This is a genomic window from Corallococcus sp. BB11-1, from assembly GCF_026626625.1.
Taxonomy (GTDB): domain Bacteria; phylum Myxococcota; class Myxococcia; order Myxococcales; family Myxococcaceae; genus Corallococcus; species Corallococcus soli.
This window is the reverse complement of record NZ_JAPNJY010000007.1, coordinates 90,928-115,321: the sequence shown is the minus strand read 5'-3', so window position 1 is coordinate 115,321 and position 24,394 is coordinate 90,928. Positions and strand designations below refer to the sequence as shown.

Below are 24,394 nucleotides of genomic sequence, written 5' to 3'. Positions count from 1 at the left end.
GGCCCCGCCTCCCTTCATGGGACGCGGGGCCTTCGTGTTTCAGCGGAAGGAATCCACGATTTCGACCGCCGCCTTCGAGAATTCAAGGATGGCCGTTCCCGGCTTGGACTCGGGCTTCTTCCGGAGCTGTCCCTTCGAAAGTCTTGCCACCGCGCAGATGGGAATCTTGTCGCCACCATCCGGCGGCTGCGCCTCGTAGTAACGAACGACCACCTGTGGGCCTCCGGTCCAGACCCGCCCGTAGAGTCGGGTGGAGGCCTCGAGCGGACGCATGTGGTCGATCAGGGTGCTCTCTACGGGTCCGTCGTAGAGCGTGATGGATCTCACGTCGTCCTGATTGATGTCGAGTTCAGCCCAGGAGCCGTCCCCTACGTTCAAGCGAAGGAGCCGCATCGCTTGGAGCGCCTCCTCCGGACAGTCCTCAGGCTTGGGAGTACCATCCGCGCGTAGGCCCACGCCCCCACGGGTCGCGGTGCAGCCCAATGACAGGGCCAGCACAAGGGCAACAGGGGACCACGGGCGCGGTGCGTTCATGTCAGATCGATCTACTCCTTGAAGAGGCGCCACTCCAGGACGAGGTAGGCCTGCGACAGGCCGTCGGACCTGAACAACTCCAGCGCCAGTTGCTCCAGGCCTTGAGGTGATTGGAAGACGCTGTTGTTCGCGATGATGGCGATGCGGCCGGTGGCCCCCGGAGCGATCTCATCATGCTGCATGCGCAAGGCGAACGGTCTCGGCTTGCTGCCCGCAACCGAGGACAGCCGGACCTCCTTCAAGCTCCACGCGGTCTTCCCATGATTGGTCACGGTGAAAAGCACCCCCACCTTTGGCACCGTCCTGCTCGTAAGCACTTGGACCAGGACGTCCGCCCCCTCCTCCTTGAGGAACCACCGCTGCCCCTGGTTGAAGGGCGTGTCCTTCACCTCACCATTGGCCAGGAGCGTCGCAAGCGCGTGATCCGGGGAACGCTCCTCCAGGCGCAGGCGCTCATTCTCCTCCACCAGGACCCGCTGCTTCTTGAGTGAATCCATCAGCGCCGAGTACATCGCCTCGTAGCGCTGTTGGTTCTCGAACACGTTCACCTGTTGATCCAACGCGGCCCGCCTGCCCTGTCCAGGAGCCTTCAGGAGGAGCGGGATCTCCCGCCCGTTCGTGAGCGTCACGAGCAGGGGCACGCCCTCGTCCTCTCCCAGGTCCCGGAGTGGCTCCACGACCACCTTGCGGCCACCGACCAACAGCGGCTCGAACCGGCCCTCCCAGGCCAGCATGCGGGTCTTGGCCGGATCCACGGGGGCCTCGAAGCGCAGGACAGTGGAGACCGCGCCCTTCACGTAGACGCTCGGCGTGAAGTCCTCGGGGTGCTCCGACAGCAGCACCGTGCGGACCGCGGGCTCCCGCGCTTCCACCGCCGCGCTCAGCAGGAGCACGGCCAGGGCAAACCGGGCAGGTAGGCAGGTCACCATAGGACCTGGACGCTAACAGTCCGCCCGGAGCGTGCCCACCTCAGTCGCGCGGAGGCGGCATCACCACCAGCGCCTCCCTGGGCGCCCGGGGCTCGCCGGTGCTGTCATCCACGCCGCCCACCACGAGCACCGAGCCATCCGGGAGCGCCGTGCACGAATGCCACACGAGCGGCTGCGGCAGGAGCGGCAGGCCCAGCACGCTGGGTTGGGCATCCTTCGCCGGGATGATCAGCTCCGCCCACGCCGTCGCGCGCGGAATGCCAGGGTCGGTCCCCCGCCCGCCCAGCACCACCACCCGGCCGTCCGGAAGCGACACCGCGCACGCGTTGCTCCGGGGCAACAACGTCGGACCATCGCTCACCCGGATCACGCTCTCCAACACCTCGGACGCCCTCACGGCCAGCGCCCCATTCAACGGATCCACGCCATCGAAGCCGCCGATCAACAACGGACGGGGGCCATCCTCCGTCCGACCGAGCATCGCCACGGTGGCGCCCACCCTGGGAACCCGGAGCCGGGGTGGCACCGCCTGCAACCACACGAAGGTGTCTCCATCGAACCCGGAGGACAGGACGCTCGCCTCCGGACGCACCCCATCCGAGCCTCCCGCGACCAGGATCGTGCGCCCGTCCCCCAGCACCGCCAGCGTCGCGTCCACGCGATGCATCTCGCCGGGCACGTCGACGAAGCGCCCCGAAGCCGCATCGAAGCCTTCCATCGTGAAGACGCCGCGCCCCTCCGCCGAACGCCCTCCCACCAGCAGCACGTGCCCTTCCACATCCACCGCCGCCGCGTGCTGGTAGCGCGCCACCTTCGGCTCCAACGCGGTCGTCTCCCCCGACGCCACGTCCATGACGCGCGCCGTGCGCTGCAGGGACAGCACGTCCAGCGTCTCCGCGCCCCCCGTCAGCAGCACCTTGCCGCCCGGCAGCAGCGACGCGGTGTGGAAGGCCCGCGCACCCACGTCCGGCCCGGGTGTGAACGTGCCCTCCTTCGGGTCGAACACTTCCGTCGTCCCCGACACCGGCCGCCTGCCGTCCGCCTCGGGCGCATAGCCCCCGGCGAAGAGCACCCGGCCATCCGGCAGGGGCGTCGCCGTGTGCCCCGCCCGGAGCTCACGCGGCAGCGCGCACGCGTCAGGACTCGCCGCCTGGTTCACCGGCGCGAACTCCCCCAATCGCCTCAGGAACACGCGCACCGACGCCGCCTGCCCTTGCGCGACGTCGAAGGGCGCCGTCCGGCCCAGCGACCGCAGCTGGCCGCCCCGGTCCGGAACCCCCGCGTACGCCCGCACCTCCAGCACCCGCCCGCTGCCCGCCGGAATGGCCGGAACATCCTGCGCCGTCCACCGCACCGTGGACACCCGCTCCCGGGGCGTGTCCAGCCCGGGCCCGGTGACGCGGAAGCGCAGGTGCGTCACCCCCGCCAGGGGCGGCGTGCCCGCGCAGGCGGTGGTGACGAGGTCCAGCGAGGGGGCGACCTCCTTCTCCCCACAGCCAGCGGAGAGGACCAGCAGGGCGGCCAGGAGCGTGGAGCAGACGGGGTGCGGGGACATGCGCCGGACGCTACCAGCCCGCTTCCGTCCTGGGCGGGACGAAGTCTGGACGCCCGGGAAGGACGGAAGCAGGCGGGCCGCCGGGGATTGCGCTGTAATGCGCCCGCCCCAGGACGTATGTCCTGTCCCCTCCCGCATGAAGCTCTCGCTCGCCACCCGCATCTTCCTGGGCTACGCGCTGGTGCTGCTGACGTTCGGGACGGTGTCCCTCTTCAGCGTGGCGGAGCTGCACCGCAACCGGCTGGAGATCCGGCTCGTCAGCCAGGGCTACCTCCAGCTCTCCCAGGACGCCGCCGCGCTGGAGACCTTCCAGACGAGCCAGGAGAAGGACACCGAGCGCGTGCTGGAGCAGAACAGCGTGGAGACGCGCCGCGCGCTCATCCGGCTGGCGAGCCTGTACTACTCGCCGCAGATGGCCCAGCGCCTGGAGGCCGCCCGCGCCAAGGCCCGCGAGGTGCTCACCTTCGCCCCCAAGGGCGAGGTGCCCTTCGTCATGGAGCTGGACGCCCGCTTCGGAGAGCTGTCGAAGAACTCCCAGGCCTACGGCCACGCGGTGGAGGCCGTGTTCGCCGCGCTCGCGTCCGAATCCCCGGAGGGCGACGAGGTGGCGCGCGCGACCGCCGAGCTGCGGCAGTTGGAGGCCGCCATCGGCCGGGAGCTGCGCGTGCTGCGCGCCACGCTGGGCAACCGCATCCGCGAGCGCGTGGACGGCGCGGAGGAGCGCGAGCGCCGCACCGGCCTCACCATCATCGCGCTGTCCATCATGGCCATTGGCGTGGGCGTGGGCGTCACCGCCTGGTCCGCCCGCACGCTGCGCCCGGTGCGCACCCTCATCGAGGGCGTGTCGCGCATCGGCAAGGGGGACTACTCCGCCCAGCTGGGCGTGCGCGGCGACGACGAGGTGGCGCTGCTCGCCCGCGAGTTCGACCAGATGGCCCGCTCGCTCCAGGCCCGCGAGGCGCAGCTCAAGTCGCAGGCCGAGGCCCTGATGCGCGCGGAGCAGCTAGCCGCCGTGGGCCGCATCTCCGCGCAGATCGTCCACGAGGTGCGCAACCCGCTGTCCTCCATCGGTCTCAACGTGGAGCTGCTCCAGGACGCGGTGGCCACCGCGCAGTTCGACTCCACCGACACCGCCGTGGAGGCGCGCGAGCTGCTCTGCGCCGTCACCTCCGAGGTGGACCGGCTCACCGACGTCACGGAGCAGTACCTGCGCATGGCCCGCCCCGCCCGGCCGGACCTGGAGCCGGAGGACATCACCGCGGTGCTGGACGGCGTGCTCGACTTCACCCGCGAGGAGCTGGTGCGCGCGGGCGTGGAGGTGGTGCGCGACTTCGCCCCCGGCACCCCCCGAGTGCTCGCGGACCAGGGGCAGCTTCGGCAGGTGTTCCTCAACCTGCTGCGCAACAGCCGCGAGGCCATGCCCTCCGGGGGCCGGCTCACCGTGGCCACCCAGCCCCGCGAGGGCGATGTGGAGGTGTCCGTCCGCGACACCGGCAACGGCATGACGGAGGAGGTCCGCCGGCACCTCTTCGAGCCCTTCTTCACCACCAAGGAGGGCGGCACGGGCCTGGGGCTCGCCGTGAGTCAGCAGATCCTCCAGGCCCACGGGGGCTCGCTCTCCTGCCAGAGTATTCCCGGCCAGGGGACGACCTTCGTGTTAAGGCTTCCCTGCGCATGAGCTTTAAACCGTTCCGGGACGTGCTGCCCTCCGGGCTGCGCGTCGTCACCGTCGAGACGCCGCACCTGCACACCGCCCTCCTGGCCGTCTACGTCCGGACCGGCAGCCGTCATGAGACGGCGCAGAACAACGGCGTCAGCCACTACCTGGAGCACCTCTTCTTCCGCGGCAGCGAAGCCTGGCCGGACACGGTGAAGATGAACGCCGCCGTGGAGGAGGTGGGCGGCAACCTCAACGGGGCCACCACCCGCGACCACGGCTACTACTACACGCCGCTGCACCCGTCGCACCTGCGCGTGGGCATGGACGTCATCGGCGACATGCTCACCCGCCCCCGCCTCACCGACATGGAGGTGGAGCGGCAGATCATCCTGGAGGAGATGCTGGATGAGGTGGACGAGAAGGGTCGCGACATCGACCTGGACAACCTCTCCAAGCGCCTGCTCTTCCCGGACCACCCGCTGTCGCTGAAGATCGCCGGCACCCGCGAGTCCGTGAAGGCCCTCACCCACGCCCAGGTGCGTGAGCACTTCGCGCGCCACTACGTGGCCGGCAACCTGGTCGTCACCGCCGCGGGCCGCGTGCGCCACTCGGAGGTGATGGCGCTGGCGGAGCGCGCCTTCGCCCACCTGCCGCGCGGCGAGGCCTCCACCGAAGCGCCGCCCCCCCTCATCGGGCCCGGGCCGCACTTCCACTTCGTCACGCACGACGAGTCGCAGACGGAGTTCAAGCTCACCTTCCGCGTCGTGCCGGAGCAGCACGAGGACTACCCCGCGCTGCAGATCCTCCGGCGCCTGCTGGACGACGGCCTGTCGTCGCGGCTGCCATTCGAAATCGTGGAGAAGCGCGGCCTGGCGTACTCGGTGAGCGCCGGGCTGGACACGTACCACGACACCGGCCTCTTCGAGATTGAAGCGGCCAGCGCGCCGGAGAAGGCGTCGCAGGTGGTGGCCGAGTCGCTGCGGGTGGTCGCCGCGCTGTGCGACGAGGAGGTGGGCGCGGAGGAGCTGAACCGCGCCAAGCGCCGCCACCGCATGCTGCTGGAGTTCTCCCAGGACTCACCGGGCGAGCTGGCCGGGTGGTTCGGCGGCACGGAGCTGTTCCGCACGCCGGAGACCTTCAGCCACCGCGCGGACCTGGTGGACCGCCAGACGGCGGCGCAGGTGCGCGACACGGCCCGGCGCTACTTCACCCGCGAGAACCTGGTCGTGGTCGCGGTAGGCCAGAAGAAGGGCCAGAAGGCGCTGGAGAAGGTGGTGGCGGAAGCCGCGCTGCCCTCCGCCGTCAGCGCCGTCCCCCGCGGATGATGATGGGGTTGGAGGAGGTCCCCTTCTTCTTCGGGGTGGCCTTCTCGATGGCCTTGCGGATGCGCAGGTACTCGGGGTTCTGCGGCTCGCGCTGCAGGGCCTCTTCAATGAGCTTCTTGCCGCGCGGCAGCTGCGTCTGGAACTGCGCGTAGAGGCCCGCGAGCGCGGCCTTCTCCTCCACCGCGGCCTCGCCCAGCCCCAACAGCCGCTCCAGCGTGAGCTGGGCGTCCGGCTTGCGGCCCGCCTTCATGTGCAGCCGCCACACGCGCGACAGCGCGGGGCCGAAGCCGGGCTCCGCCTTGAGGGCGAAGCGGTAGCTGTCCTCGGCGGCGCGCGTGTCCTCCTGCTCCTCCTGCACCCGGCCGCGCACGTACAGCGCACGCGCCAGCCGCGGACGCAGGTTGAGGGCCCGGTCCACCAGCTGCTGCGCGTCCGAAGCGCGGCCCTGGGCCCGGACGATGTCCGCCAGCCACGCGAGCGCCTCCGCGTTGTCCGGGTCGTCCTCCAGGAGCAGCTTGAGGGCGGCCTCCGCCTCCGCCGGGCGGCCCAGCGCCATCAGCACGCGCGCCTTCATGGTCACGACGTCGGTGGTCGCCGCATCCTCCGGCAGCACGGACTGGAGGTCCGCCTCCGCCAGGTCGGAGAAGCCGCTCATCAGGAAGTAGCGCGCGCGCAGCAGGCGCGCCGGCGTGAAGCTGGGGGAGCTCTGGAGCACGCGGTCCATCAGGTTCGCCGCGAGCAGCTCCTCCCCCTTCATGAGGAGGATCTCCGCCTCCACCGTCTTCGTCGCGGCGTCGTCCGGGTTCTCCCGGAGGATGCGCTCCAGCGTGGTGAAGGCCTCCTCGGCGTTCCCCTGCCGGGCCTGGAGCCGCGCCAGCGACAGGATGTCCCCGTGGGTCAGCTTCCCCTCGTCGCGCAGGGCCACGAGCGTGGAGATGGCCAGGGCCCCCTGCCCCTCCCCCAGGTACAGGTCCGACAGCTTCTTCTGGATGACCGGGTCGCTGCCGGGCAGCAGGGTCTCCGCCTGCTTGAGCGTCAGGATGGAGGCGCCCGCGTTGCCGCTCAGGCGGTGGGCCTCCGCCAGCAGCAGCAGGGGCTCCACGCTCTCCGGAGCGGCGTGGGAGGCCTTCTGGAGCGCGCCAATGGCGCGGCCGTAGTTGCCCTGCTCGAGTGCCTGGCGGCCGTCGGACAGGGCGGACTGGACCTGGGTGGCCTGCTTCTGGGCGGCTGCCGTCTCCGGGTCCTTGCAGGCAAGCGGAAGGAGCAGGACGAGCGTCCAGGTCGAGGGCAAAAATCGCTGAGGCATCACTGAGCGACAGGGTAGCGGATGTTATCCTCCTCCGTCGATGGACCCCTTCGTGCGCCGCCTCGTCGAGAGGCTTCATGACCCCGGCCGCCCGCTGTCGCGCAACCGGCACTTCCACACGTTCGACACCCCCGAGGGGCGGACGGCGCTGAAGGTGTTCCGCCGGCTGCGCAGCCTCCAACAGGACATCCTCGCCTGTCAGCAGGAGGGGCGCCGGGCGCGCATCTTCCGCCACGTCAACGCGGCCGGAGAGCACCGCATCGAAATCTGGATGGAGCGCGTGGCGGGCCGCCGCGTGTCCATGCTCCAGCCCGCGGAGTACGAGCTGCTCGCCCGGCTTCCGGGCATCCGGGACGCCCTGGAAGTGCGCGAGGAAGCCGCCTGAGCCGACGGCCGTCCGGGCCTCAGAACACCCAGGGCCCCAGGCCCGTGGGCGCCCCATCACACGCCGCGCGCAGCCGCGCCTGGGCGTCCTCGTAGGACAGCCGGGCCGCGTCCGCCTTCAGCGCCGGGGAGGCCCAGTCCCGCCACGAGCGCAGCACCGCGACGTGGTGGCCGTCCTCCTCCTGCGCTTCGGAGAAGTGGACCAGCAGGCGCTCCTCCAGCGCTTCACGCGCCTTGGTCCACGGGCCCTCCTTGTCCAGCCGCACGCGCCTGTCCCGCTCCACGGTGGAGAGCAGCGAACGGGCCTCCAGGGACAGGCCCTGGAGCGAGGGCCGGCGGCGCGCGGGCTCCATCGCGACCCGGTAGACGGACGCCCACAGCGTGGGGTCCACGAAGGCCACCTTGCCCTCCACCAGCCGCACCGCGAGCACGTCTGGCGACGCGCGCAGCTGGCGCCCCAGCCGGTACGCGAGCCGCCCCTTCGCATGTTCACGCCAGCTTCCGGCGGGGCGTCCCCCCATCACCTGCTCCACGAGGGACGTGGGCCCGTGGGTGGGCACCTCCGTGATGACGTGGCGCGTGCGCACCAGCTCCTCCGCGTCCCGCAGCGTCCTGACCATCCGTGCTCCCCTCTCCTGGGCGCGACGGGTGCCGCACCCGAGGGAAAAACATTCCGGGCACGGCGCGGATTCCACCGCGCGTCCGCCCGAGCCTCCCTCAGGCGGAGCCGTCCTTCGCGCCCTGCTCCTGCTGCCAGTGTCCCGGCGTCGTGCCGCTCCAGCGGCGGAATGCGCGGGCGAAGGCGCTGGGGTCGCTGAAGCCCAGGAGGAAGGCGATTTCAAAGTGGGGCAGCAGCCCGTCGCGGAGGAACTGGAAGGCGCGGTCACGGCGCACGGCGTCCTCCAGGCCCGCGAACGTGACACCCTCCTCCCGCAGGCGGCGCTGGAGCGTGCGCTCACTTACCGCGAGCCGCGACGCGACGTCCGCGGGCACCAGGTCCCCCGTGCGGGGCTGGGCCGCGAGCACCTCCTGGACCTGTTCGCGCCAGGAGCGGACCTCCTCGCTGCGCCACTGCGCCAGCGCGGCCTCGGCGCGCGCGTGGAGCAGGTTGCCCAGTTCGATGTCCGCGTGACGGATGGGAAGCCGGGCGGCGGCCGCGTTCCCCTCCACCAGGTAGCAACTCGCGTCGTACTCCGCGGTGATGCCCAGGAAGTCCTCCACGGCGGCGGAGGCCGCGTGGCGCGGGTGCGCGAAGCAGATGCGCGTGGGGCTCCAGTCCTCGCCGCTGAGCAGCCGGGCGCTGGACACCAGCGTCACCAGCAGCCCCTCTGGCGGGTGCTGGAGGCGCGGGGCCCAGGCATCCAGCGGATCCAGGTGCAGCTCCACGCGCATGGCGTGCTCCTGTTGGAGGACGCGCCAGCGCGTGCGCGGGTCGAGCAGCGCGTTGATGCGGCAGTAGCGCTCCAGGGACGTGCCCAGGTCGGGGCTGTTGACGAGCACGTAGCCGACGAGCCCCACGTGCGTGGGCTCCACCGCTTGCGCCAGCCGCACGGCCAGGGGCTCCTTGCCGCCCACCTGCACCAGCAGGGTCCACAAGCGCTGCAGCGCCGCGTAGGGCACCCGCACGTCCGGCCGCGCGAGCCGCGACTCCTCTTCACCCACGGTTTCGAGCAGGAGCGCGCGAGGGATCCCCAGTGTCTCACCGACATGGAACAGCGGCCGGAACAGGGAGGACAGGAGCGTCTGGGGACGCATCGGTCGCCAGCATGGCCCAGGCGCCCCGGGCTCGCAATGCGCGGTGGCGCCAGGGGACAACGCGTTGGCGCCCGGGGACCATGCGCGCGGACGGGGTGGCGCGCGATACCTCCCCCCAAGTCCAGCAGGAGGAGTCACCCGATGACGACCACCGCCGCCGCCCCCGTTGCCCGCATTCCCACCGGCCCCCCGGGCCACCTGTTGATGGGCGTGCTGCCCCAGGTGCGCCGCGACATCCTGGGCTTCCTGTCGAGCATCCATCGTGAGTACGGGGACGTGGTGCGCTACCGCCTGGGCCCCATCAGGTCGCACCTCATCGCCCACCCGGACGGGGTGCGTCACGTGCTGCAGGACCACGTGAAGAACTACACGAAGGACCACCTCTCCTACCGCATGGGGAGCTGGATCACCGGCAACGGACTCCTGACCAGCACGGGGGACTTCTGGCTCCGGCAGCGGCGGCTGGCGCAGCCCGCGTTCCACCGGCAGCGCATCGCCGGCATGGCGGCGCAGATGATCCACTCCACGGAGGCGATGCTCCAGCGCTGGGACGCCTCCGCCGCGCAGGGCACGCCCGTGGGCGTCACGGAGGAGATGATGCGGCTGTCGCTGGGCATCGTCGGGGAGGCGCTCTTCGGCACCTCCGTGGAGGACCAGACCGCGCGGGTGGGCACGGCCTTCAGCGAGCTCAGCCGGCAGATCGCCGAGCGCTTCCGGTCCTTCCGCATGCTGCCGCCCGTGCTGCCCACGCGGGACGACCGGGCCTTCCGCGCGGCGCGCACCACGCTGAAGCAGACGGTGCAGGGCATCATCGCCGCGCGCAGGCAGCGCCCGGAGGACACCGGCGACCTGCTCTCCATGTTGATGGCCGCGCGCGACGAGGACACGGGCACGGGCATGACGGACGCGCAGCTGGGGGACGAGGTGATGACGATGCTCCTCGCCGGCCACGAGACGACGGCCACGTCGCTGAGCTGGGTCTTTGGACTGCTGGCGACCCATCCGGAGGTGGAGGCCCGACTGCACGCGGAGGTGGATGCCGTCCTCGCGGGCCGTGCGCCCACGGTGGAGGACGTGCCGAAGCTCGGCTACACGCGGCAGGTGGTGGAGGAGGCGATGCGGCTGTATCCGGCGGCGGTCATCTTCAGCCGCACGGTGATGGAGGACGACGTCATCTGCGGCTTCAGGATTCCGAAGGGCAGCGCGGTGGACGTGAGCCCCTACGTGACGCACCGCCATCCTGACTTCTGGGAGCAGCCGGACGTCTTCCGCCCGGAGCGCTTCGCCCCGGAGGCCGCCGCGAAACGGCACCGCTTCGCGTGGTTCCCGTTCAGCGGCGGGCCGCGCCAGTGCATCGGCAACAGCTTCGCGATGATGGAGTCCCAGCTCGTGCTGGCCACCGTCGCGCAGCGCTACCGCCTGCGGGAGGCGCCCGGCTTCACGTTGCAGCCGGAGTCGCACCTGTCGCTGCGGCCCTTCGGAGGGCTGCCCATGCACCTGGAGCGCCGGAGCCCCGTGGCCCGCTCCTGAGCACCGAGCGGGTCATGGCCGCGCACCTCCGCGTCAGGGAGGTACGACGGCTGCGCGCTGCACCTGGGACACGCCGGGCAGCGTGGGCGCGGGGTTGAGCGCCTGGATGAGCATGGCGCGCAGCGCTTGCGTGAGGTCCGCGCGCATACCTGAAGAAGGCACTCCGCGTCAGGGACGGATACCAACAGTCGCTCGCCGTTGGAATTGCTATTGCGGATGACGCGCAGGGAAGCCTCGAAACCCTAGCAACATCCAACGCCCCCACCCATCAGAGCCCTCAGCGTGTCCTGGACTGAGCAAGGATACCGTTTAGCAGGGAGTTGAAGCGAGCTACGTCACGCACTGGAGGAAATTTCCTCGTGCAGGGTAACCGTCCGGCCAACGACGTGCCGGTTCGCTTGAAGGCGGACGGGAGGCGCGCGGTGTCGAGCGGTGCGATGGATTAAGACGCGAGGCGTTGGGATGCGTTGGCTGCGCGTAGACGCTTCCATTCGTGCGGCAGCAGTTCGCCGATGCGGGCGTTCGGGTGCGTCTGGACGCGCAGCAGCACGTCGGCGAGGTAGTCCTCGGGATTGACGCCGTTGGCCTCGCAGGTGGCAACCAGCGCGTAGAGGCCGGCGAGATTCTCGCCCGCGGCTTCGTGGCCGACGAAGAGAAAGTTCTTCCTGCCCAGGGCCGCCTTTCTCAGCGCCGCCTCGCTGCGGTTGTTGTCCAAAGGCAGGCGCGCGTCGGAGACGAAACGGGTGAGGGCGTCCCACTGTTTTCGGGCGTAGGAGAGGGCCTGGCCCAGCGGCCCCTTGGGTGGGTGGAGCGGCGTCTGTTCCTCCAGCCAGGCGCGCAGCGCGGCGAGGACGGGAGCACTCTTCTGCTGGCGCAGCTCGCGGTGGGCGTCGGTGCGCACGAGGCCCGCGTCACGCGGCCTGCGCCTCCACGCGGTAGAGGGCGAGGATGAAGTCCAACGCCTCGCGGGCTTCCGGCGCGGTGGGCAGCGCGTCGAAGAAGCGTCGGCGCACGTGCGCCCAGCAGCCGACGCGGACGCGCCCCTCGGGAAGCGTCACCGCGTTGTAGCCCGTGTACGCATCCACGACGAGGGCGCCCCGGGTGCCGCCCAGCACGTCCTTCGGCATCGTGCTGGCCCGGCCCAGGCTGAAGCGGTAGCCGATGAGCCACTCGCCCTGCTGCGTCTGGGTGAGGAAGGTCCAGAGGTAGCCTTGGCGCGTCTTCTTCACGTCCAGCACGCGCACGGGCGTCTCGTCGGCCCACACCACCTCGGCGGCGGCGATGACTTGCAAGAGGTGCGAGGAGAGCGGCAGGAGCACCTGCGCGGACTGATGGAAGAGGTCCGTCAGCGTGCTGCGGCTCATGGGCACACCGCCGCGCTCAATTCGCTGGGCCAGGCGGTGCAGGGGCATGGCGTCGGCGCACTTGGACGTCACCACGTGCGCCAGGAAGCCTGGGCCGTACTCGCCCCGGTCCACCACCCGCTGGGGCGCGGGCGCCGTCACCACGCCCTGGCCGCAGGTGCACGCGAGGACTTGCTGCACATGGGAGTAGCCCGGTTCCGTGGACACCCGAGATGTGATGGAAGGAGCACGGGATGTCCGCGACTGACGAGAAGCAGAGGAAGCCCCGCAGGCCGCGCCGGGAGTTCACGGCGGAGTTCAAGGCCGGGGCGGTGAGGCTGGTGCTGGAGGAGGGAAAAACCATCCCCCAGGCCGCCCGAGACTTGGACCTGACGGAGTCAGCGCTGCGGCTATGGGTGGAGCAGACGAAGACGGACCGGGGCGGAGGCAAACCTGGAGCGCTGACGACGGTGGAGCGCGAGGAGCTCTCGCGGCTGCGCAAGGAGAACCGGGAGCTGCGGATGGAGCGGGAGATACTAAAAAACGCGGCGGCCTTCTTCGCGAAGGAGATGAAGTGAAGTTCGCCTTCATCGACACGAAGAAGGCCCTCTACCCCGTCGCTGTCCTCTGCCGTCACCTGGGCGTCTCCCGTAGCGGCTACTACGCCTGGGAGAAGCGGCCCGAGTCCGAGCGCAAGAGGCGCGACCGGGCGCTCCACCTCGAAGTGGCAGCCGTCCACCAGGAGAGCGGTGAGCGTCAAGGTAGTTGTCGCGTGAGAAGGTTCAGCCGAGGCGCATCAGCTCCTGCGCTTCCGGTGAGGGGTTGAGGCGCACGGGGCCCGCGGGCGTCCAGTCGCGCGTGTCGCGGCTCCAGCGCTCGGGGTGACGGGCGCGAGCGCGCTGGTACACCTGGTGGCGCTGGGCGAGCAGCGCCGCTTCGTTGCCGAAGTGCCTGGCTTCCGGCGTGACGAAGCGGATGGCGGAGTGCCGGTGCTCGGTGTTGTACCAGCCGACGAAACGCGCCACCCATGCGTGCGCATCCTGCGTTGAGGTAAAGGGGCGCCGGGGGAAGGAAGGGCGGTACTTCAGCGTGCGGAAGAGGGCCTCGGAGAAGGCGTTGTCATCCGAGACGCGAGGCCGGCTGAAGGACGGGGCCACGCCCAGCCATTGCAGCGTCGCGAGCATCGTGGCGCCCTTCATGGGGCCACCATTGTCCGAGTGCAGCACCAGTCCCTCGGGGCAGCCCGCCTCGCGCCAGCTTTGGCGGATGAGGGCCGCGGCATGCGCGGAGGACTCCTCCTCGTGGACGCGCCAGCCCATGATGCGGCGGCTGAAGACGTCCACCACGAGGTAGAGGTAGAGGAAGCAGCCCTTCACCGGGCCCTTCAGGTAGGTGATGTCCCAGCTCCACACCTGGCAGGGGGCGTTGGCCGTGTGCTCGGCCTTGGGACGCGGCGTGGGCGGCTTCGCGGGGCCCCGGTGGGCCAGCTGGCCCGCTGCGCGCAGCACCCGGTAGAAGCTCGCCTCGCTGGCCACGTACTCTCCCCGGTCCGCGAGTCTCGGCACCAGCTGCTTGGGCGACACGTCGCGGAACTCCTCGCTGTTGGCCACCGCCAGCATGCGGCGCTTCTCGACTTCGGAAAGGCGGTTGGCGGCCGGGTGCGCGGACCACACCGCCCGTCCTGCGCGGTGGCCGGCTTCCTCCAGCGTTGAATGGTGCGAGGGGCCACCCCGAGCCGCTCGCAGACGGCCTCCAGCCGCACGCCCTGCTGGAGGGCCTCCTGCACGTGGGCGAGCGTCATTTCTCGCGCTTCTCGTCCGCTGCGTCGTCCTCGTCGTCCAGCTCCCGCTCGTCCCAGCCCGTCGCCTGAAGTTTTTTTTCGAGCACCAGCAGCGCCGCTGTCTCCGCCAGCGCCTTCTCCTTGCGGCGCAACTCCCGCTCCAACTCCTTCACCCGCTTCTCGGCCGCCGCCAGCCGCCTGCGCTCCTTGGCCGGCAGGGCCTGCGTGGACGCTCCCGACAGGGCCCCCGCGGCCGCCTGCTGCCATTCCGTCAGTTGCTCCTCATGCAACCCCTCGCGGCGCAGCAGTGCCCCCAACGCCTCGCCCGTGAGCCCTTGGGCTGCTACCAGCACACGCAGCTTCTCCTCGGGCGTCCACTTCTTCGGTCCAGGCGGCGCAGCAGGCTTTTCCTCGGGCGGGGGCGTCATCGCCGCCAACTTATTCGCCTCGCGCAGCCACTGCGACAACGTCGGCTGCGAGACGCCCACCTGGCGGGCCAGCGCCGCGGCACTCACCGCGCCCGGGCCCACCATCCGCTTCACCATCTCTGACTTGAATCCATCCGTGTACGGCACTGCGTCCTGCCTGCTCTCGCCCCCAAGGCGTGGTCATCCCGGCCGCTCAGCCGAGGCGACAACTTCCCTGACACAGGGGGAGAGCCGGGGCACGTACGGTGCTCCTCGGGTACATGCGGAACTCAAAGCCCGCGGCCAGCGGGTGGCTCGGAAGCGAGTGGCTCGCCTGATGCGCCAGGCGGGCCTGCGTGGACGAGCCCGGCGTCGCTTCGTGCGGACCACCGACTCGGCCCATGGCCATCCGGTGGCGCCGAACACCCTGGAACGGAACTTCCAACCCGGCCAGCCCCACCGCGCGTGGGTGGGTGACATCACCTACGTCTGGACCGACGAGGGCTGGTTGTACCTGGCGGTGCTGCTGGACCTCTTCAGCCGCAAGGTGGTGGGCTGGGCGATGGGCGAGAGAATTGACCGCGCTTTGGTGCTCAGCGCGCTCGACATGGCGTTGCTCGGCCGGCCTGCTCCGCAACTGCACCACTCCGATCGCGGCAGCCAGTACGCGAGCGAGGACTACCGCCGACTGCTGGAGAAGCGCGGCATCGGATGCAGCATGTCGCGCAAGGGCAACTGCTGGGACAACGCCGTGGCGGAAAGCTTCTTCTCCACCCTGAAGCTGGAACTCGTCTACGTCACCCGCTTCAAGACACGCGAGGCGGCGAAGCAGTCGCTGTTCGAGTACATTGAGGTGTTCTACAACCGCAAGCGGCGCCACTCCGCCCTGGGCTACGTCAGCCCCGTGGAGTACGAGAGGATGACCGCGACCAAGAGGCTGGCAGCGTAGTCAACCTGTCCACCGAACCGGAGCAGGCCCAACATGCACCTGGCGCTCGAAGAAGGCCGGCACGTACTCGTACAGCACCGTCCGGCGCCCCTCACCCAGGGGCTTCAAGTCCCCGCCGCCGCACGCGGGGCAGTGGCGTGCCTCGGGGGGCACCGCATGCTGCACCTCGCGCGTCGGAGCCTCCTGGGCCTTGCGCGCTGAGCGCTCGCGCCGCTTCTCCAGGGCCGCAGCCACCCGCGCCGCTTCGTCCTCGGGGCTCGCGGCTTGCTGCCGCAGTTGGCTGGCCACGGCGGGCATCCGCTCGGCTTTCCTGCCGAAGACGTGGCGTTGCAGCGCCGCCATCTGCCCCTGGAGGGTGGCCAGCTCTCCGCCGATTCGGCCCACCTCGGCTTTGAGTTCCTCGGCTTCTTCCCGCCAGGGGCAGAAGTGGTTCTGGGGCAGCACGCGGGGCACTCTTAAGTAACGCCCCACCCCGGGGCCCTGGTGCGCCCGACCCGTCTCAGCTGCCCGTGCGGCCGGGCGGCGTCCAGGCGGGCTGCCGCTTCACCTCGGCCACGTCGATGCCGTCCAGCAGCATCGCCAACTGCGTGGCGTCCAGCGTCACCGCCTTCGCGTCCTCCTCCACCCGGGGCAGTCGGAAGCGGCCCGTCTCCAATCGCTTGTAGAGAAGCACGAAGCCGCCCCGGCTCCACGTCAGCACCTTGATGCGGTCGCCCCGCCTGGAGACGAAGGCGAAGAGGTGCCCCGAATAGACGTCCTCGCCCCACGCCGTGCGCACCAGCGCCATGAGCCCATCAATCGACTTGCGCATGTCCACGGGCTCCGTGGCCAGCACCACGCGCACCGACGCGGGAAGCGCGAACACCACCTCACCGCCCCAGCGCCGCGACGAGCCGGGCCACGTACGCCACGTCCGTCCCGACGGCGAATCGCACCCGCGCTCCGCTTGCTGCCACCACTTCCAGCACGGATTCGGATGTCTCGGGGGCCGTCGCCACCTGCACGGGCAACAGGCGCACCGGCTCGGCTCGCGCTGTCGCGGCCCGCCGACGCCGGTACACCCAGGACTGCAACGTGCTCAACCTCACGCCCCGCACCAACGCGAACTCCCGCTGCGTCTGGCCGCTGGCCTCGAACGCTTCCGCGATGCGCGCCCACTCCGGCTTCTCCACCTGCTTCGACATGCCCACCAGCGTCCGCCGCTACCGCCACCCCGGCAATCCCTCACGGCACGTCGTTGGCCGGACGGATACCGTGCAGGGACTCAAGAAAGCAGAGCCATGAGCACCTCAGCGGTAGCAAGGAACCCGCGCTCTGCGCTTGTCGGTCGTGGAAGGCATGCCAGTTGTCAACGACCAACAATGATCCGGTCCGAGCATGAAGTGTTTTCCCTACATTGTCGGTTGCGGACTCGACAACAGAAACGGCGTGCTCGATCAACGGGGGGACTTCGCCGTAAGCGAGAAGTGCTCCTTGCCGGATGGCGCGGCCATAGAAACGCAATCCGAGCCGCCCAGAGGGAACTCCTCTCTGCTCAACGACGCGGAAGAATGTGGGCGAATCGTCGCGTGTGAAACTGAAGGGCAGCGGAGTTGCCTCAAGAAAGCGCACCGTCTCCATCCCCTCGGGGGTCCTTCGCAGCTCCGTCAGGACTTGGTCACACGAAGCGACACGCCAAGCGCCCAGGCCCAGCGGGTCCGCCCGAGCGATCCAGGCCAGACTCACGACGGGACGGCGCTTGTGGGTGGAGAAGTCGTTGTGCCAGCCGATAGCTGCGGGTTGATCAAATGGAGCGGAGTCATCCGCATCCACTGTCGGCTGCGTCTTGATGAGGGGGAAGCCAGAAGAACAGCCAGGGGGTACGTAGATTCGGCCCAGTGCCTGCGCCAGTTCAAAAACCATGTGTGCGCTCTGCGCTGTGGAGAAAAAAGGCAGATAGAACCAGCCATGGGTAAGCAGCGACACCCGAACTCTGGAGCAAAGAGAGATTCGCCGGGAACACATCGTGGGGTCATCCAGAGAGGAGCACTCTACAAGGGGGAGAAGCGACTAGCGGCATCAATCCAGCGGGCTGAATCAACTGAGCCTCCGAATTTAGTCTTGCGTCGGCAGGCGGTAAAGTAGGCTCCGAAAAGAATTGATAGACCAGAAGGAGCCACAAATGAGTGGACGCATGCTGCGCCCAGAAGCTCGACCGTTGGACCTAGAAGAACTCTCACTCTCGCAACTCAAAGTACTTGACCGCGTAGTTAGAGCAATGAAGGAAGCTCACGACCAACTTCGCTTTCAGGAACAGCAGGGCAACACCCCAGACCTCGACCGAAAAAGGTCCAGCCGCCTTTTTTTCGTTAGCGGAGAGCCAGGCATCGGAAAAACATCCATCTACACCACTCTCCGAAAACTACTCCCTGGGCAGGACAGACTACCCGGCAAAGAGAAATCCATACCCGAGTCATTCCACTACGCCCAAGCCAAGCGGAGCGAATTCAAGGAGAGAACGAGAAGAAACGCAGGCAAGATAGCAACAAGCATTAGATGGCTAGATCCATTGGACATGGAGCCGCTATCTGGATCCACCAATTTTCTTGCCGCAGTAATGGTTCGCATTGAGCGAGCACTTGAAGGTGGTAGCGATCCGGGCCGCATTGCCTCACGAAATGGATTGCTCGACCGTTCTTCAACAACCGTTGATGCGCTTGAGGAACTCCGTCGATTCCAAAATGACCTCGCAATGTCATGGGATGGAAATCTTCATGCGAGAGCAGCGCATGTCGATCCCGATCAATACGCGACAGAGGTGCTTCGTGCGGAAAGAGCTCGACTGGCCGTCAACAAGCGGCTCCAGGGAATTCTCTCAAAACTTAATACCAGCGGAGAGGGAAAGCAGAGGGAGCCGCAGCTCTTCCTGCTTGTGGTCGACGACCTCTACGTCAGCCCCGCCAGCTCTATTGAGCTGCTGAGACTGCTGCGAACGATTTCCGCGCCGCAACTCTTCGTGCTGCTACTTGGGGACTACGACCTACTTGAGTATCTCTATTGTCAGCAGACACTCGGTGACTACATCAAGCTGGCGGGCGACGCCGCATTCAAAACAGCCAGCGGCGACACAACAGACGAGCTAAGGAGTCGGGCATCTGCAGTTGCGACGGGCTCACTGCGCAAGCTTCTGCCGCCCAATCAAAACGTCGAGCTATGGCCACTCCGAGTCGAAGAGGCGCTAAGCTTCAAAGCACTGGACACACGAAAAAATAAAACGGCCTACTCATTGAGATTTCTCCTCCATCGGCTCCGATTCCGTCAACAGGGATTCCCCTCGACAGTGAAGGAGCTTGTCACTGCGGGCTGGAGAGAGAGGGGGCAGAAGCAGAAGCAGAAGCAGCCATGGGGGCGTCATGTCTACAAAGGAGCCCCCTTGCTTGAAATGCCCCCCCGTCACGCCACGGACTTGTGGATGACCTTAACCGAAACAGGAAAAACTCCATCTACCGAGCTTGTGGTAAAGCTATTGGGTGATGAATTCCAAGCCGCCCTCAACGAGCAAAACCTAATCACCGAAAAACAAAAGAGTCAATTCAATTCCATCCTAACAAGAAGCACAGTTCGAACAACACAAGAAGAGTATTTATTAGACACGAATTCACTATCAATAGCGCAGGAGACTTCCGACATAAGCATCGAAATCGCCCCGGATGCCCGCGACTCAATTCCGGGCACAACAACAATTCGCTCACCAGCACACATCGACTGGCATATCCAACTGGATGGCGAGAAACTCGATTTGCCGCCAAGGCCGCTAGGATGGCTGGTTGCCCTTCATGACGTTCTCGCGCTAGGGGCTGTCCCTGATCTCCGGCCCGAAAATCAACCTGGCGGATCAAACACCCGAGTTGGACCTGGCGTCCGAAGGCATCCGGAGGTTGCCAGCCAGCGTCGGACGTGATCAACGCTGGCTGTGCGCCGACATGAGCTGAGCGATGCCGAGTGGAGCCGCATCGAGCCCCTGCTGGGCTCGCGCAGCGGCCCTCCCTCGAAGCGAGGAGACCGCGACTTCATCAACGCCGTCATCTGGCGTGTGAAGACGGGCGTGCAGTGGCGGGACCTGCCCGAGAGATTCGGCCACTGGAAGACGGTCTACAACCGCTTCCACCGCTGGGCGAAAACCGGGCGCTGGGAAGCCATCTTCAAAGCGCTGCGGCTGGACGTGGATGAGCTCGGCTCCCTCGCTGACGCTTCCGTCGTTCGAGCGCACCAGGACGCCTCGGGCGGAAAAGGGGGGTCCGAAGAAATGCTCTGGGGCGTTCTCGAGGAGGTTTTTCAACGAAAGTTCACGCCGTCACAACGACGGGCGGTAAGCCGCTCCACCTCGTGCTGACGCCCGGCCAGCAACATGAGTCAACGATGGCCGAGGAACTGCTGGTGCACGCCGAGGGCGAGGCCTTCATCGCGGACACGGGCTATGACGCCGAGCGCATTCGCGCCAACGCCCAGAAGGTGGGGATGAAGCCCGTCATCCATCCCCATCCCAGCCGCAAGCAGCCCCCAGCGCTGGACCGAACCCTCTATCGGCTTCGCTACCGGGTGGAGTGCTTCTTCCACGACCTCAAGCGCTTTCGCGCCGCCGCGACCCGGTACGACAAGACGGCGAGCAGCTACCTCGCCGTCCTGCACGTCGCCTCCATGCTTCTCTGGCTGCGTTAATCAGGGACAGCCCCTAGGGCGCCCTGAAAGCATGCGGGGAGGGCCACTGCCAAGCAAAGAATTTGAGCCTCGCTGGGTGAGCATTTCCTGGAAATCAGCCCACCCCAAGACAGCCACCCCAAAAGAAAGCGAAGTATTCTATTGGCCGTCTCCGAAGTTCAGCACGCTCGTAGAGGTCGACTTGCTAAAATCGGCTTGGAATAGCTTGGTCGACGAAAGCAAAGGTCGCCCCCTCAATGTGGATGCACGAGCATACCGCTGGTTCGACGCCATTTGCTCAATTTTGCGCAACGACAAGGACAAGGACATCGTCCGATTCGAAAATCCTTCCGAGCCGCCCTCTGACGCACAATGGCTAGAGCTTGTTGAACGGATTGGCAAATTGACGGTCGATACCGCGAACAACACATCCAGTCCTGCGAGCAAATGGATAGTCGACGTAGGGATTGTTATTGCAATCCGAATTGGCATTTCCGAGCACATTGCCAACGTCTTCGAAAGGAACGTGCTACTAAACAAGTTCTGGCAAGAAAGCGCAGCGATACAAGAAATTCGAAACAGTCGCACAGGGAGTCGCGACTGGCATTCATATGCGTCGGAATACTTTCCTGAACACTGGCCGCCTGTTCTGGCGAGCCAACAGGAGCCAGCATGAGCGGCTCTCGAAACGCTTCCATTCCATGGCATCACACCATTTCTGAACTCGTGGCATTTCCACTTGCCTCGGAAGCTGCTCTGCGTCAGCGCGTCACCTCTCTTGATCCACGGCTCAAACAGGAAGAGACCTGGAGGCTATGGCGGGCTGCGGAGCGTGAACTGATTGCCGCATCCCCCTCGCTTTCAATCGACGAACTGGTTGGGTTGCGTGATGAACTCTGGTTCAAGGGCACCGAGAATACGGAGTCCCCCCCGAGGAACAGCATTGACCTCGCCAACTACCTGCGCGGAGTCTCGAAGACTTTTTTGAGGCATACTGGCGCCCTCGCCATCCCAGACTTTACATTAAGAAAACTGCACGAGCGAGGCCAGTCCCGATCAGCGCATGACCGAAGCATGTGGAGGTGGCTGTCATTTGCACTTCCATCAGATCTTCTCTTGGCCTCGCTAGGGCAGGACGAAGTCGGTCCTGAGCGCATTTATGTATTATCGCCACTCCTTGAGCAACAACTAAGAGATGGTGGCTTTGCTGAGCCTCACCTTCACCTCAGCGCAGCACTCGACTTTCCATTGATGTGGGTCAGCACACTCAATGCTCTAGCAGAACGCAGTCCTCGCATGCTAGTGAAGGACTTAACAAGCCCTGGGGCCATCCTTGACGAAGGAGGCATGCTTGGTGTCTGGCTCATGAGATCTGCTATAGCCAGATACCTCCTTGGCGCCTTTCTCGATCACGGCGAAAAAAAGAACCTCGCTTCGTTTCTTCAGCAAGACGTCGAGGCACGCATTCTCGAAGCAGGCCGCGGTCTAGTGATGTTGACGGGCGTCAGGGAGGCTATCTCTGGATTGATCGAAACCACTCCGCTTGAGACCAAGGATCTGGACATTCATCGAGCCATCTCCAATCTCCAATCCGTCTACATTGACTTAACCGCCATTCGGTCACAGCCTCGCCCCAGAGATCTGAAAAGCATGTGGGCTACAGATCCATTGGCCTCGTTTCTTCCGGGTTGGACTGGGCAAAGAAGTCCAGAGGTCTGGCTTATCGCGCGCGCTCTCGAATATCTAGAGACTGAAGCAGGAAGAAAAGACAGGCTTTTTGCCCTTGTATTCTGGCAAGTGGTGCGAGTGCGGTGCCTTTTTTACAGACACGTCGTGCAACGTCCTATGACTCCAGGCTTACAGTGGTTCATTCGGTTCTTCGCGCGAATGTCACCACTACGAAGCCCGATAAAAAAAGAATTGCTGATTGAGAGTGCACTTAAAAGCTCCGGCCAGGGAGCGGGGCTTCGTTCGCTTGAATTGCGCATCTCCCCAGAAGGAAAGCACACTCTTGATCTTATCAAGAAGGCAGAACAACTACTGCGCACCAACTCCTCCAATATCGAAGGAACTCCTAGGGGGAAATTTGAATTGGGCTTCGTAGTCCATTTCCAGCGGGAGCGCGGAGGTGAAGGATTGAGGGGGAAGCCGGCGGCGTTCGCTCAGGACTGTGATGCCAATCCATCCGAGAGCAAAACGGGATACCGCCACGCGCAATTCTACAGGAAGCGCCGCGAAGAGACCTTGGAACTCAGAAACTTTCTGACGGAGAACGCCTTGAGCCTTGAATGGCTGCGAGGGCTGGATCTTTGTTCGGATGAGGTGGGAGTTCCCGTGTGGGTCATGGCCCCATTGTTGCGACATGCGCGGGAGGCTGGTGCAGTCGCGTCACGCATACTCCAGCGCATGCTAAACCTGCATGTTCCTGGCTGCCGGATTGCGGTTCACGCAGGCGAGGATTTCGTCCATCTGTTAACGGGTCTTCGTCGTCTTGATGAGGCCATTGATGGACTGCGACTCCAGCCTGGTGACCGCCTTGGTCATGCACTCTCACTTGGCCTTGATGTAGAGAACTGGGCGAAGCATGCCGGAAATGTCGTCATGCCCGCAGAAGACCGACTGCTGGATCTGGCATGGGAGTGGAATTGGAGGAGCAGGAACGGTGGACAGCTAACCCGAAACCGCCATCTTCTCATCGAACGGGAGATAGCAGACCTATCCAAACACATCTTTAAAGAAGAACACTCGCCGCTTGATTTCGTCCATCTTGTGGAGGACTTATATAGCGAGTACGCACTAAAGCAGGCTGGCTTCCCCAATGGCCCCGTCCCAATGGACGAGCCCACGCCCCAGGGCAAGAGAGCCAACCTCCTGGTACAGTTTCTAACCAGAGCGGATATCTATTCGCGAGGGCGGCACTTGCGCTGGGTAGAACCCGCCCAAGATGTCGAAGCACTTGAGGAATTGCAGCAGGCACTACGCCAAAAGGTGGCGAAGAGAGAGTTGGTCGTTGAGGTCAATCCTTCTTCAAATCTGCTGATCGGTCACCTTGCGGACATCAGCAAGCATCCACTCTGGCGACTCCGTCCTCCCAAGGGGGCCGACGGTGCTCCCGCTGTGACGTTGATCATTGGTTCGGACGACCCCATCACGTTCGCAACGGAACTCCGCCAAGAATATCAGCTCGTCTATGACACACTCATCCTTGGTGGTTGCTCAACGGAACTAGCAGAAGCCTGGATTGACAGCGTTCGAAGAGCCAGCCTTACATCACGCTTCACCGTGCCCTGGAGCGGACGCAGTATAGAAGAGTTGAGAAGCAGTGACTGGAGCAACGAGCAGAGACGCAACCTTGTGGATCCGCCCTGAACCTTCCGGACGGACATTGTTGCTTACCCTGTCCGCCGGAACACCGCTCCATGTGACTTGAGCAGCGGGAATCGGGCGGCCTCCACCGCCAAGCTGAAATTCCGGCGTTCCAGAAGGAAGCGGTCCAACCCATGAGCGAACAGCTCCGGAGTCTCTCTGCAGGCAGGGCTGTCCACATCTTCTAGCACCAAATAGCCACCTGGCCGGACCAGCGCGGACCAACGTTCCAACAGCATCAGCTTACCCTCGGGTCTCGCATCCGCATCCAGCACCACGAGTCCGAAGCCATCCGGCACCAGCGCGCGAACCATCTCTAGCGTCGCAGTCGCATGAGCATCCCCATGCACGCGATCCACTTGCACGTGCGCGAGTCGTTCAAAGGGTGGCAAGTCTTCGCTGTACGGCTCCCGGTCTACCCCTATCACCCGGCCTCCGCCGCACAGGGCCAACATGGTCGCGAAGAACCATAGCCCGCCCCCCATCCCATATCCCACCTCCAGCACCGCCTTCGTCCCTGAACCCGCCAGGAGTTCCTGGTAGAAGAACAGGTCCATTGGCATCTTCACCGCGACGTGCCCCAGCCAGCGATACTCGCGCTCGGCTTCAACCTCGTGGCGCCAGTACCAGTCCTGGTACGCGCGCCCCAGCCATGCCTCTGTTCCTGGTAGAAGGCCCCCGTGCGCCTCTGGCGTATCGTTGAAGGGAGGAACCAACACTCCTGCCTCCACCCAAGGGTCCAGATGCGACTCAGGTTCAGCGAAGGACCGAAAACGAAGCAGTTCTTCGTAAACCTCACGCGTGACCCGGACCGTTGTGCCACGCACCGTGTGCTGCACCTCCACGTCTGCGCCATAGTCTACGAAGAGCACATGACTGCTCAGGCGCATCCCC

At 66.2% G+C, this 24,394-nt stretch carries 19 protein-coding genes and 5 pseudogenes; 10 read left to right on the top strand and 14 right to left on the bottom strand.

Annotated features, from left to right (window positions below):
• Positions 1–39 precede the first annotated feature (39 nt).
• The 3 genes from OV207_RS07500 to OV207_RS07490 form a co-directional block, all read right to left on the bottom strand.
• A complete protein-coding gene (locus OV207_RS07500) occupies positions 40–534 on the bottom strand; it encodes a serine/threonine protein kinase (RefSeq protein ID WP_267553809.1) in 495 nt (164 codons plus the stop codon).
• Between the two features lie 11 nt (positions 535–545).
• Positions 546–1,427 carry a DUF2381 family protein gene (locus OV207_RS07495; RefSeq protein ID WP_267553808.1) on the bottom strand — a complete coding sequence of 294 codons (882 nt, stop codon included), beginning with the start codon at positions 1,425–1,427 and terminating at the stop codon, positions 546–548.
• 76 nt (positions 1,428–1,503) lie between these two features.
• On the bottom strand, positions 1,504–3,018 hold the full coding sequence (locus tag OV207_RS07490; RefSeq protein WP_267553807.1) for a kelch repeat-containing protein: 1,515 nt from the start codon (positions 3,016–3,018) through the stop codon (positions 1,504–1,506).
• Between the two features lie 136 nt (positions 3,019–3,154).
• Between OV207_RS07490 and OV207_RS07485 the strand changes: the two genes are divergently transcribed.
• Both OV207_RS07485 and OV207_RS07480 read left to right on the top strand, forming a co-directional pair.
• Complete coding sequence (locus OV207_RS07485; RefSeq protein ID WP_193348030.1) at positions 3,155–4,696, top strand: sensor histidine kinase; 1,542 nt, start codon at positions 3,155–3,157, stop codon at positions 4,694–4,696.
• Positions 4,693–6,003, top strand: a complete 1,311-nt coding sequence (locus OV207_RS07480) for a M16 family metallopeptidase (RefSeq protein ID WP_193348029.1) — start codon at positions 4,693–4,695, stop codon at positions 6,001–6,003. Before OV207_RS07485 ends, OV207_RS07480 begins: the two co-directional genes overlap by 4 nt.
• On the opposite strand, the gene OV207_RS07475 is transcribed toward OV207_RS07480, so the two are convergent.
• Positions 5,981–7,294, bottom strand: coding sequence for a tetratricopeptide repeat protein (locus OV207_RS07475; protein ID WP_267553805.1), 1,314 nt, complete (start codon positions 7,292–7,294; stop codon positions 5,981–5,983). The genes OV207_RS07480 and OV207_RS07475 overlap by 23 nt on opposite strands.
• A 55-nt stretch (positions 7,295–7,349) precedes the next feature.
• Here OV207_RS07475 and OV207_RS07470 point away from each other — a divergent pair, with 55 nt between their 5' ends.
• Positions 7,350–7,694: a hypothetical protein gene (locus OV207_RS07470; protein ID WP_193348027.1), complete on the top strand. Its 345-nt coding sequence runs from the start codon at positions 7,350–7,352 to the stop codon at positions 7,692–7,694.
• Between the two features lie 19 nt (positions 7,695–7,713).
• Here the strand turns inward: OV207_RS07470 and OV207_RS07465 are convergent, their stop codons facing one another.
• Positions 7,714–8,313 carry an RNA methyltransferase gene (locus OV207_RS07465; RefSeq protein WP_267553804.1) on the bottom strand — a complete coding sequence of 200 codons (600 nt, stop codon included), beginning with the start codon at positions 8,311–8,313 and terminating at the stop codon, positions 7,714–7,716.
• Positions 8,314–8,410: 97 nt separating this feature from the next.
• Positions 8,411–9,448, bottom strand: a complete 1,038-nt coding sequence (locus tag OV207_RS07460) for an AraC family transcriptional regulator (protein ID WP_267553802.1) — start codon at positions 9,446–9,448, stop codon at positions 8,411–8,413.
• A 141-nt stretch (positions 9,449–9,589) separates the two neighbouring features.
• On the opposite strand from OV207_RS07460, the gene OV207_RS07455 reads away from it, so the two are divergent.
• Positions 9,590–10,978 (top strand): cytochrome P450, encoded by a 1,389-nt coding sequence (locus OV207_RS07455; RefSeq protein ID WP_267553801.1) that lies wholly within the window; start codon positions 9,590–9,592, stop codon positions 10,976–10,978.
• Between the two features lie 442 nt (positions 10,979–11,420).
• On the opposite strand, the pseudogene OV207_RS07450 reads toward OV207_RS07455, so the two are convergent.
• Positions 11,421–11,903: pseudogene (locus tag OV207_RS07450) on the bottom strand (IS66 family transposase); the annotation flags it as partial.
• A complete protein-coding gene (tnpC, locus tag OV207_RS07445) occupies positions 11,890–12,483 on the bottom strand; it encodes an IS66 family transposase (RefSeq protein ID WP_420715192.1) in 594 nt (197 codons plus the stop codon). The gene tnpC and the pseudogene OV207_RS07450, both read right to left, overlap by 14 nt.
• A gap of 92 nt (positions 12,484–12,575) precedes the next feature.
• Between tnpC and OV207_RS37760 the strand changes: the two are divergent.
• Positions 12,576–13,096: pseudogene (locus OV207_RS37760) on the top strand (transposase); the annotation flags it as partial.
• A 7-nt stretch (positions 13,097–13,103) separates the two neighbouring features.
• On the opposite strand, the pseudogene OV207_RS07435 reads toward OV207_RS37760, so the two are convergent.
• Positions 13,104–14,676: pseudogene (locus tag OV207_RS07435) on the bottom strand (IS3 family transposase).
• Positions 14,677–14,755: 79 nt separating this feature from the next.
• Between OV207_RS07435 and OV207_RS07430 the strand changes: the two are divergent.
• Positions 14,756–15,457 (top strand): annotated as a pseudogene (locus OV207_RS07430) (IS3 family transposase); the annotation flags it as partial.
• On the opposite strand, the gene OV207_RS07425 reads toward OV207_RS07430, so the two are convergent.
• Genes OV207_RS07425 through OV207_RS07410 form a run of 4 tightly spaced genes read right to left on the bottom strand, consistent with a single transcriptional unit; the run spans position 15,458 to position 17,422 of the window.
• Positions 15,458–15,901: a hypothetical protein gene (locus OV207_RS07425; RefSeq protein ID WP_267553795.1), complete on the bottom strand. Its 444-nt coding sequence runs from the start codon at positions 15,899–15,901 to the stop codon at positions 15,458–15,460. It lies immediately after the preceding pseudogene.
• A 55-nt stretch (positions 15,902–15,956) separates the two neighbouring features.
• Entirely contained in the window at positions 15,957–16,322 is a 366-nt protein-coding gene (tnpB, locus tag OV207_RS07420) for an IS66 family insertion sequence element accessory protein TnpB (RefSeq protein ID WP_267553793.1), read from the bottom strand.
• A 4-nt stretch (positions 16,323–16,326) separates the two neighbouring features.
• A complete protein-coding gene (tnpA, locus tag OV207_RS07415; RefSeq protein WP_267553792.1) occupies positions 16,327–16,641 on the bottom strand; it encodes an IS66 family insertion sequence element accessory protein TnpA in 315 nt (104 codons plus the stop codon).
• 40 nt (positions 16,642–16,681) lie between these two features.
• Positions 16,682–17,422 carry a TauD/TfdA family dioxygenase gene (locus tag OV207_RS07410; RefSeq protein WP_267553790.1) on the bottom strand — a complete coding sequence of 247 codons (741 nt, stop codon included), beginning with the start codon at positions 17,420–17,422 and terminating at the stop codon, positions 16,682–16,684.
• Between the two features lie 208 nt (positions 17,423–17,630).
• Here OV207_RS07410 and OV207_RS07405 point away from each other — a divergent pair, with 208 nt between their 5' ends.
• The 4 genes and pseudogenes from OV207_RS07405 to OV207_RS07385 all read left to right on the top strand — a co-directional run bounded on the left by OV207_RS07405 (position 17,631) and on the right by OV207_RS07385 (position 23,503).
• Positions 17,631–19,397, top strand: a complete 1,767-nt coding sequence (locus tag OV207_RS07405; protein ID WP_267553789.1) for a hypothetical protein — start codon at positions 17,631–17,633, stop codon at positions 19,395–19,397.
• Positions 19,398–19,409: 12 nt separating this feature from the next.
• A pseudogene (locus tag OV207_RS37755) lies at positions 19,410–20,155 on the top strand (IS5 family transposase).
• Between the two features lie 76 nt (positions 20,156–20,231).
• Positions 20,232–20,810, top strand: coding sequence for a hypothetical protein (locus OV207_RS07390; protein WP_267553785.1), 579 nt, complete (start codon positions 20,232–20,234; stop codon positions 20,808–20,810).
• Positions 20,807–23,503: a hypothetical protein gene (locus OV207_RS07385; RefSeq protein ID WP_267553784.1), complete on the top strand. Its 2,697-nt coding sequence runs from the start codon at positions 20,807–20,809 to the stop codon at positions 23,501–23,503. The genes OV207_RS07390 and OV207_RS07385 overlap by 4 nt, the downstream gene beginning before the upstream one ends.
• A 23-nt stretch (positions 23,504–23,526) precedes the next feature.
• On the opposite strand, the gene OV207_RS07380 is transcribed toward OV207_RS07385, so the two are convergent.
• Positions 23,527–24,390 carry a CmcI family methyltransferase gene (locus OV207_RS07380; protein ID WP_267553783.1) on the bottom strand — a complete coding sequence of 288 codons (864 nt, stop codon included), beginning with the start codon at positions 24,388–24,390 and terminating at the stop codon, positions 23,527–23,529.
• Positions 24,391–24,394 lie beyond the last annotated feature (4 nt).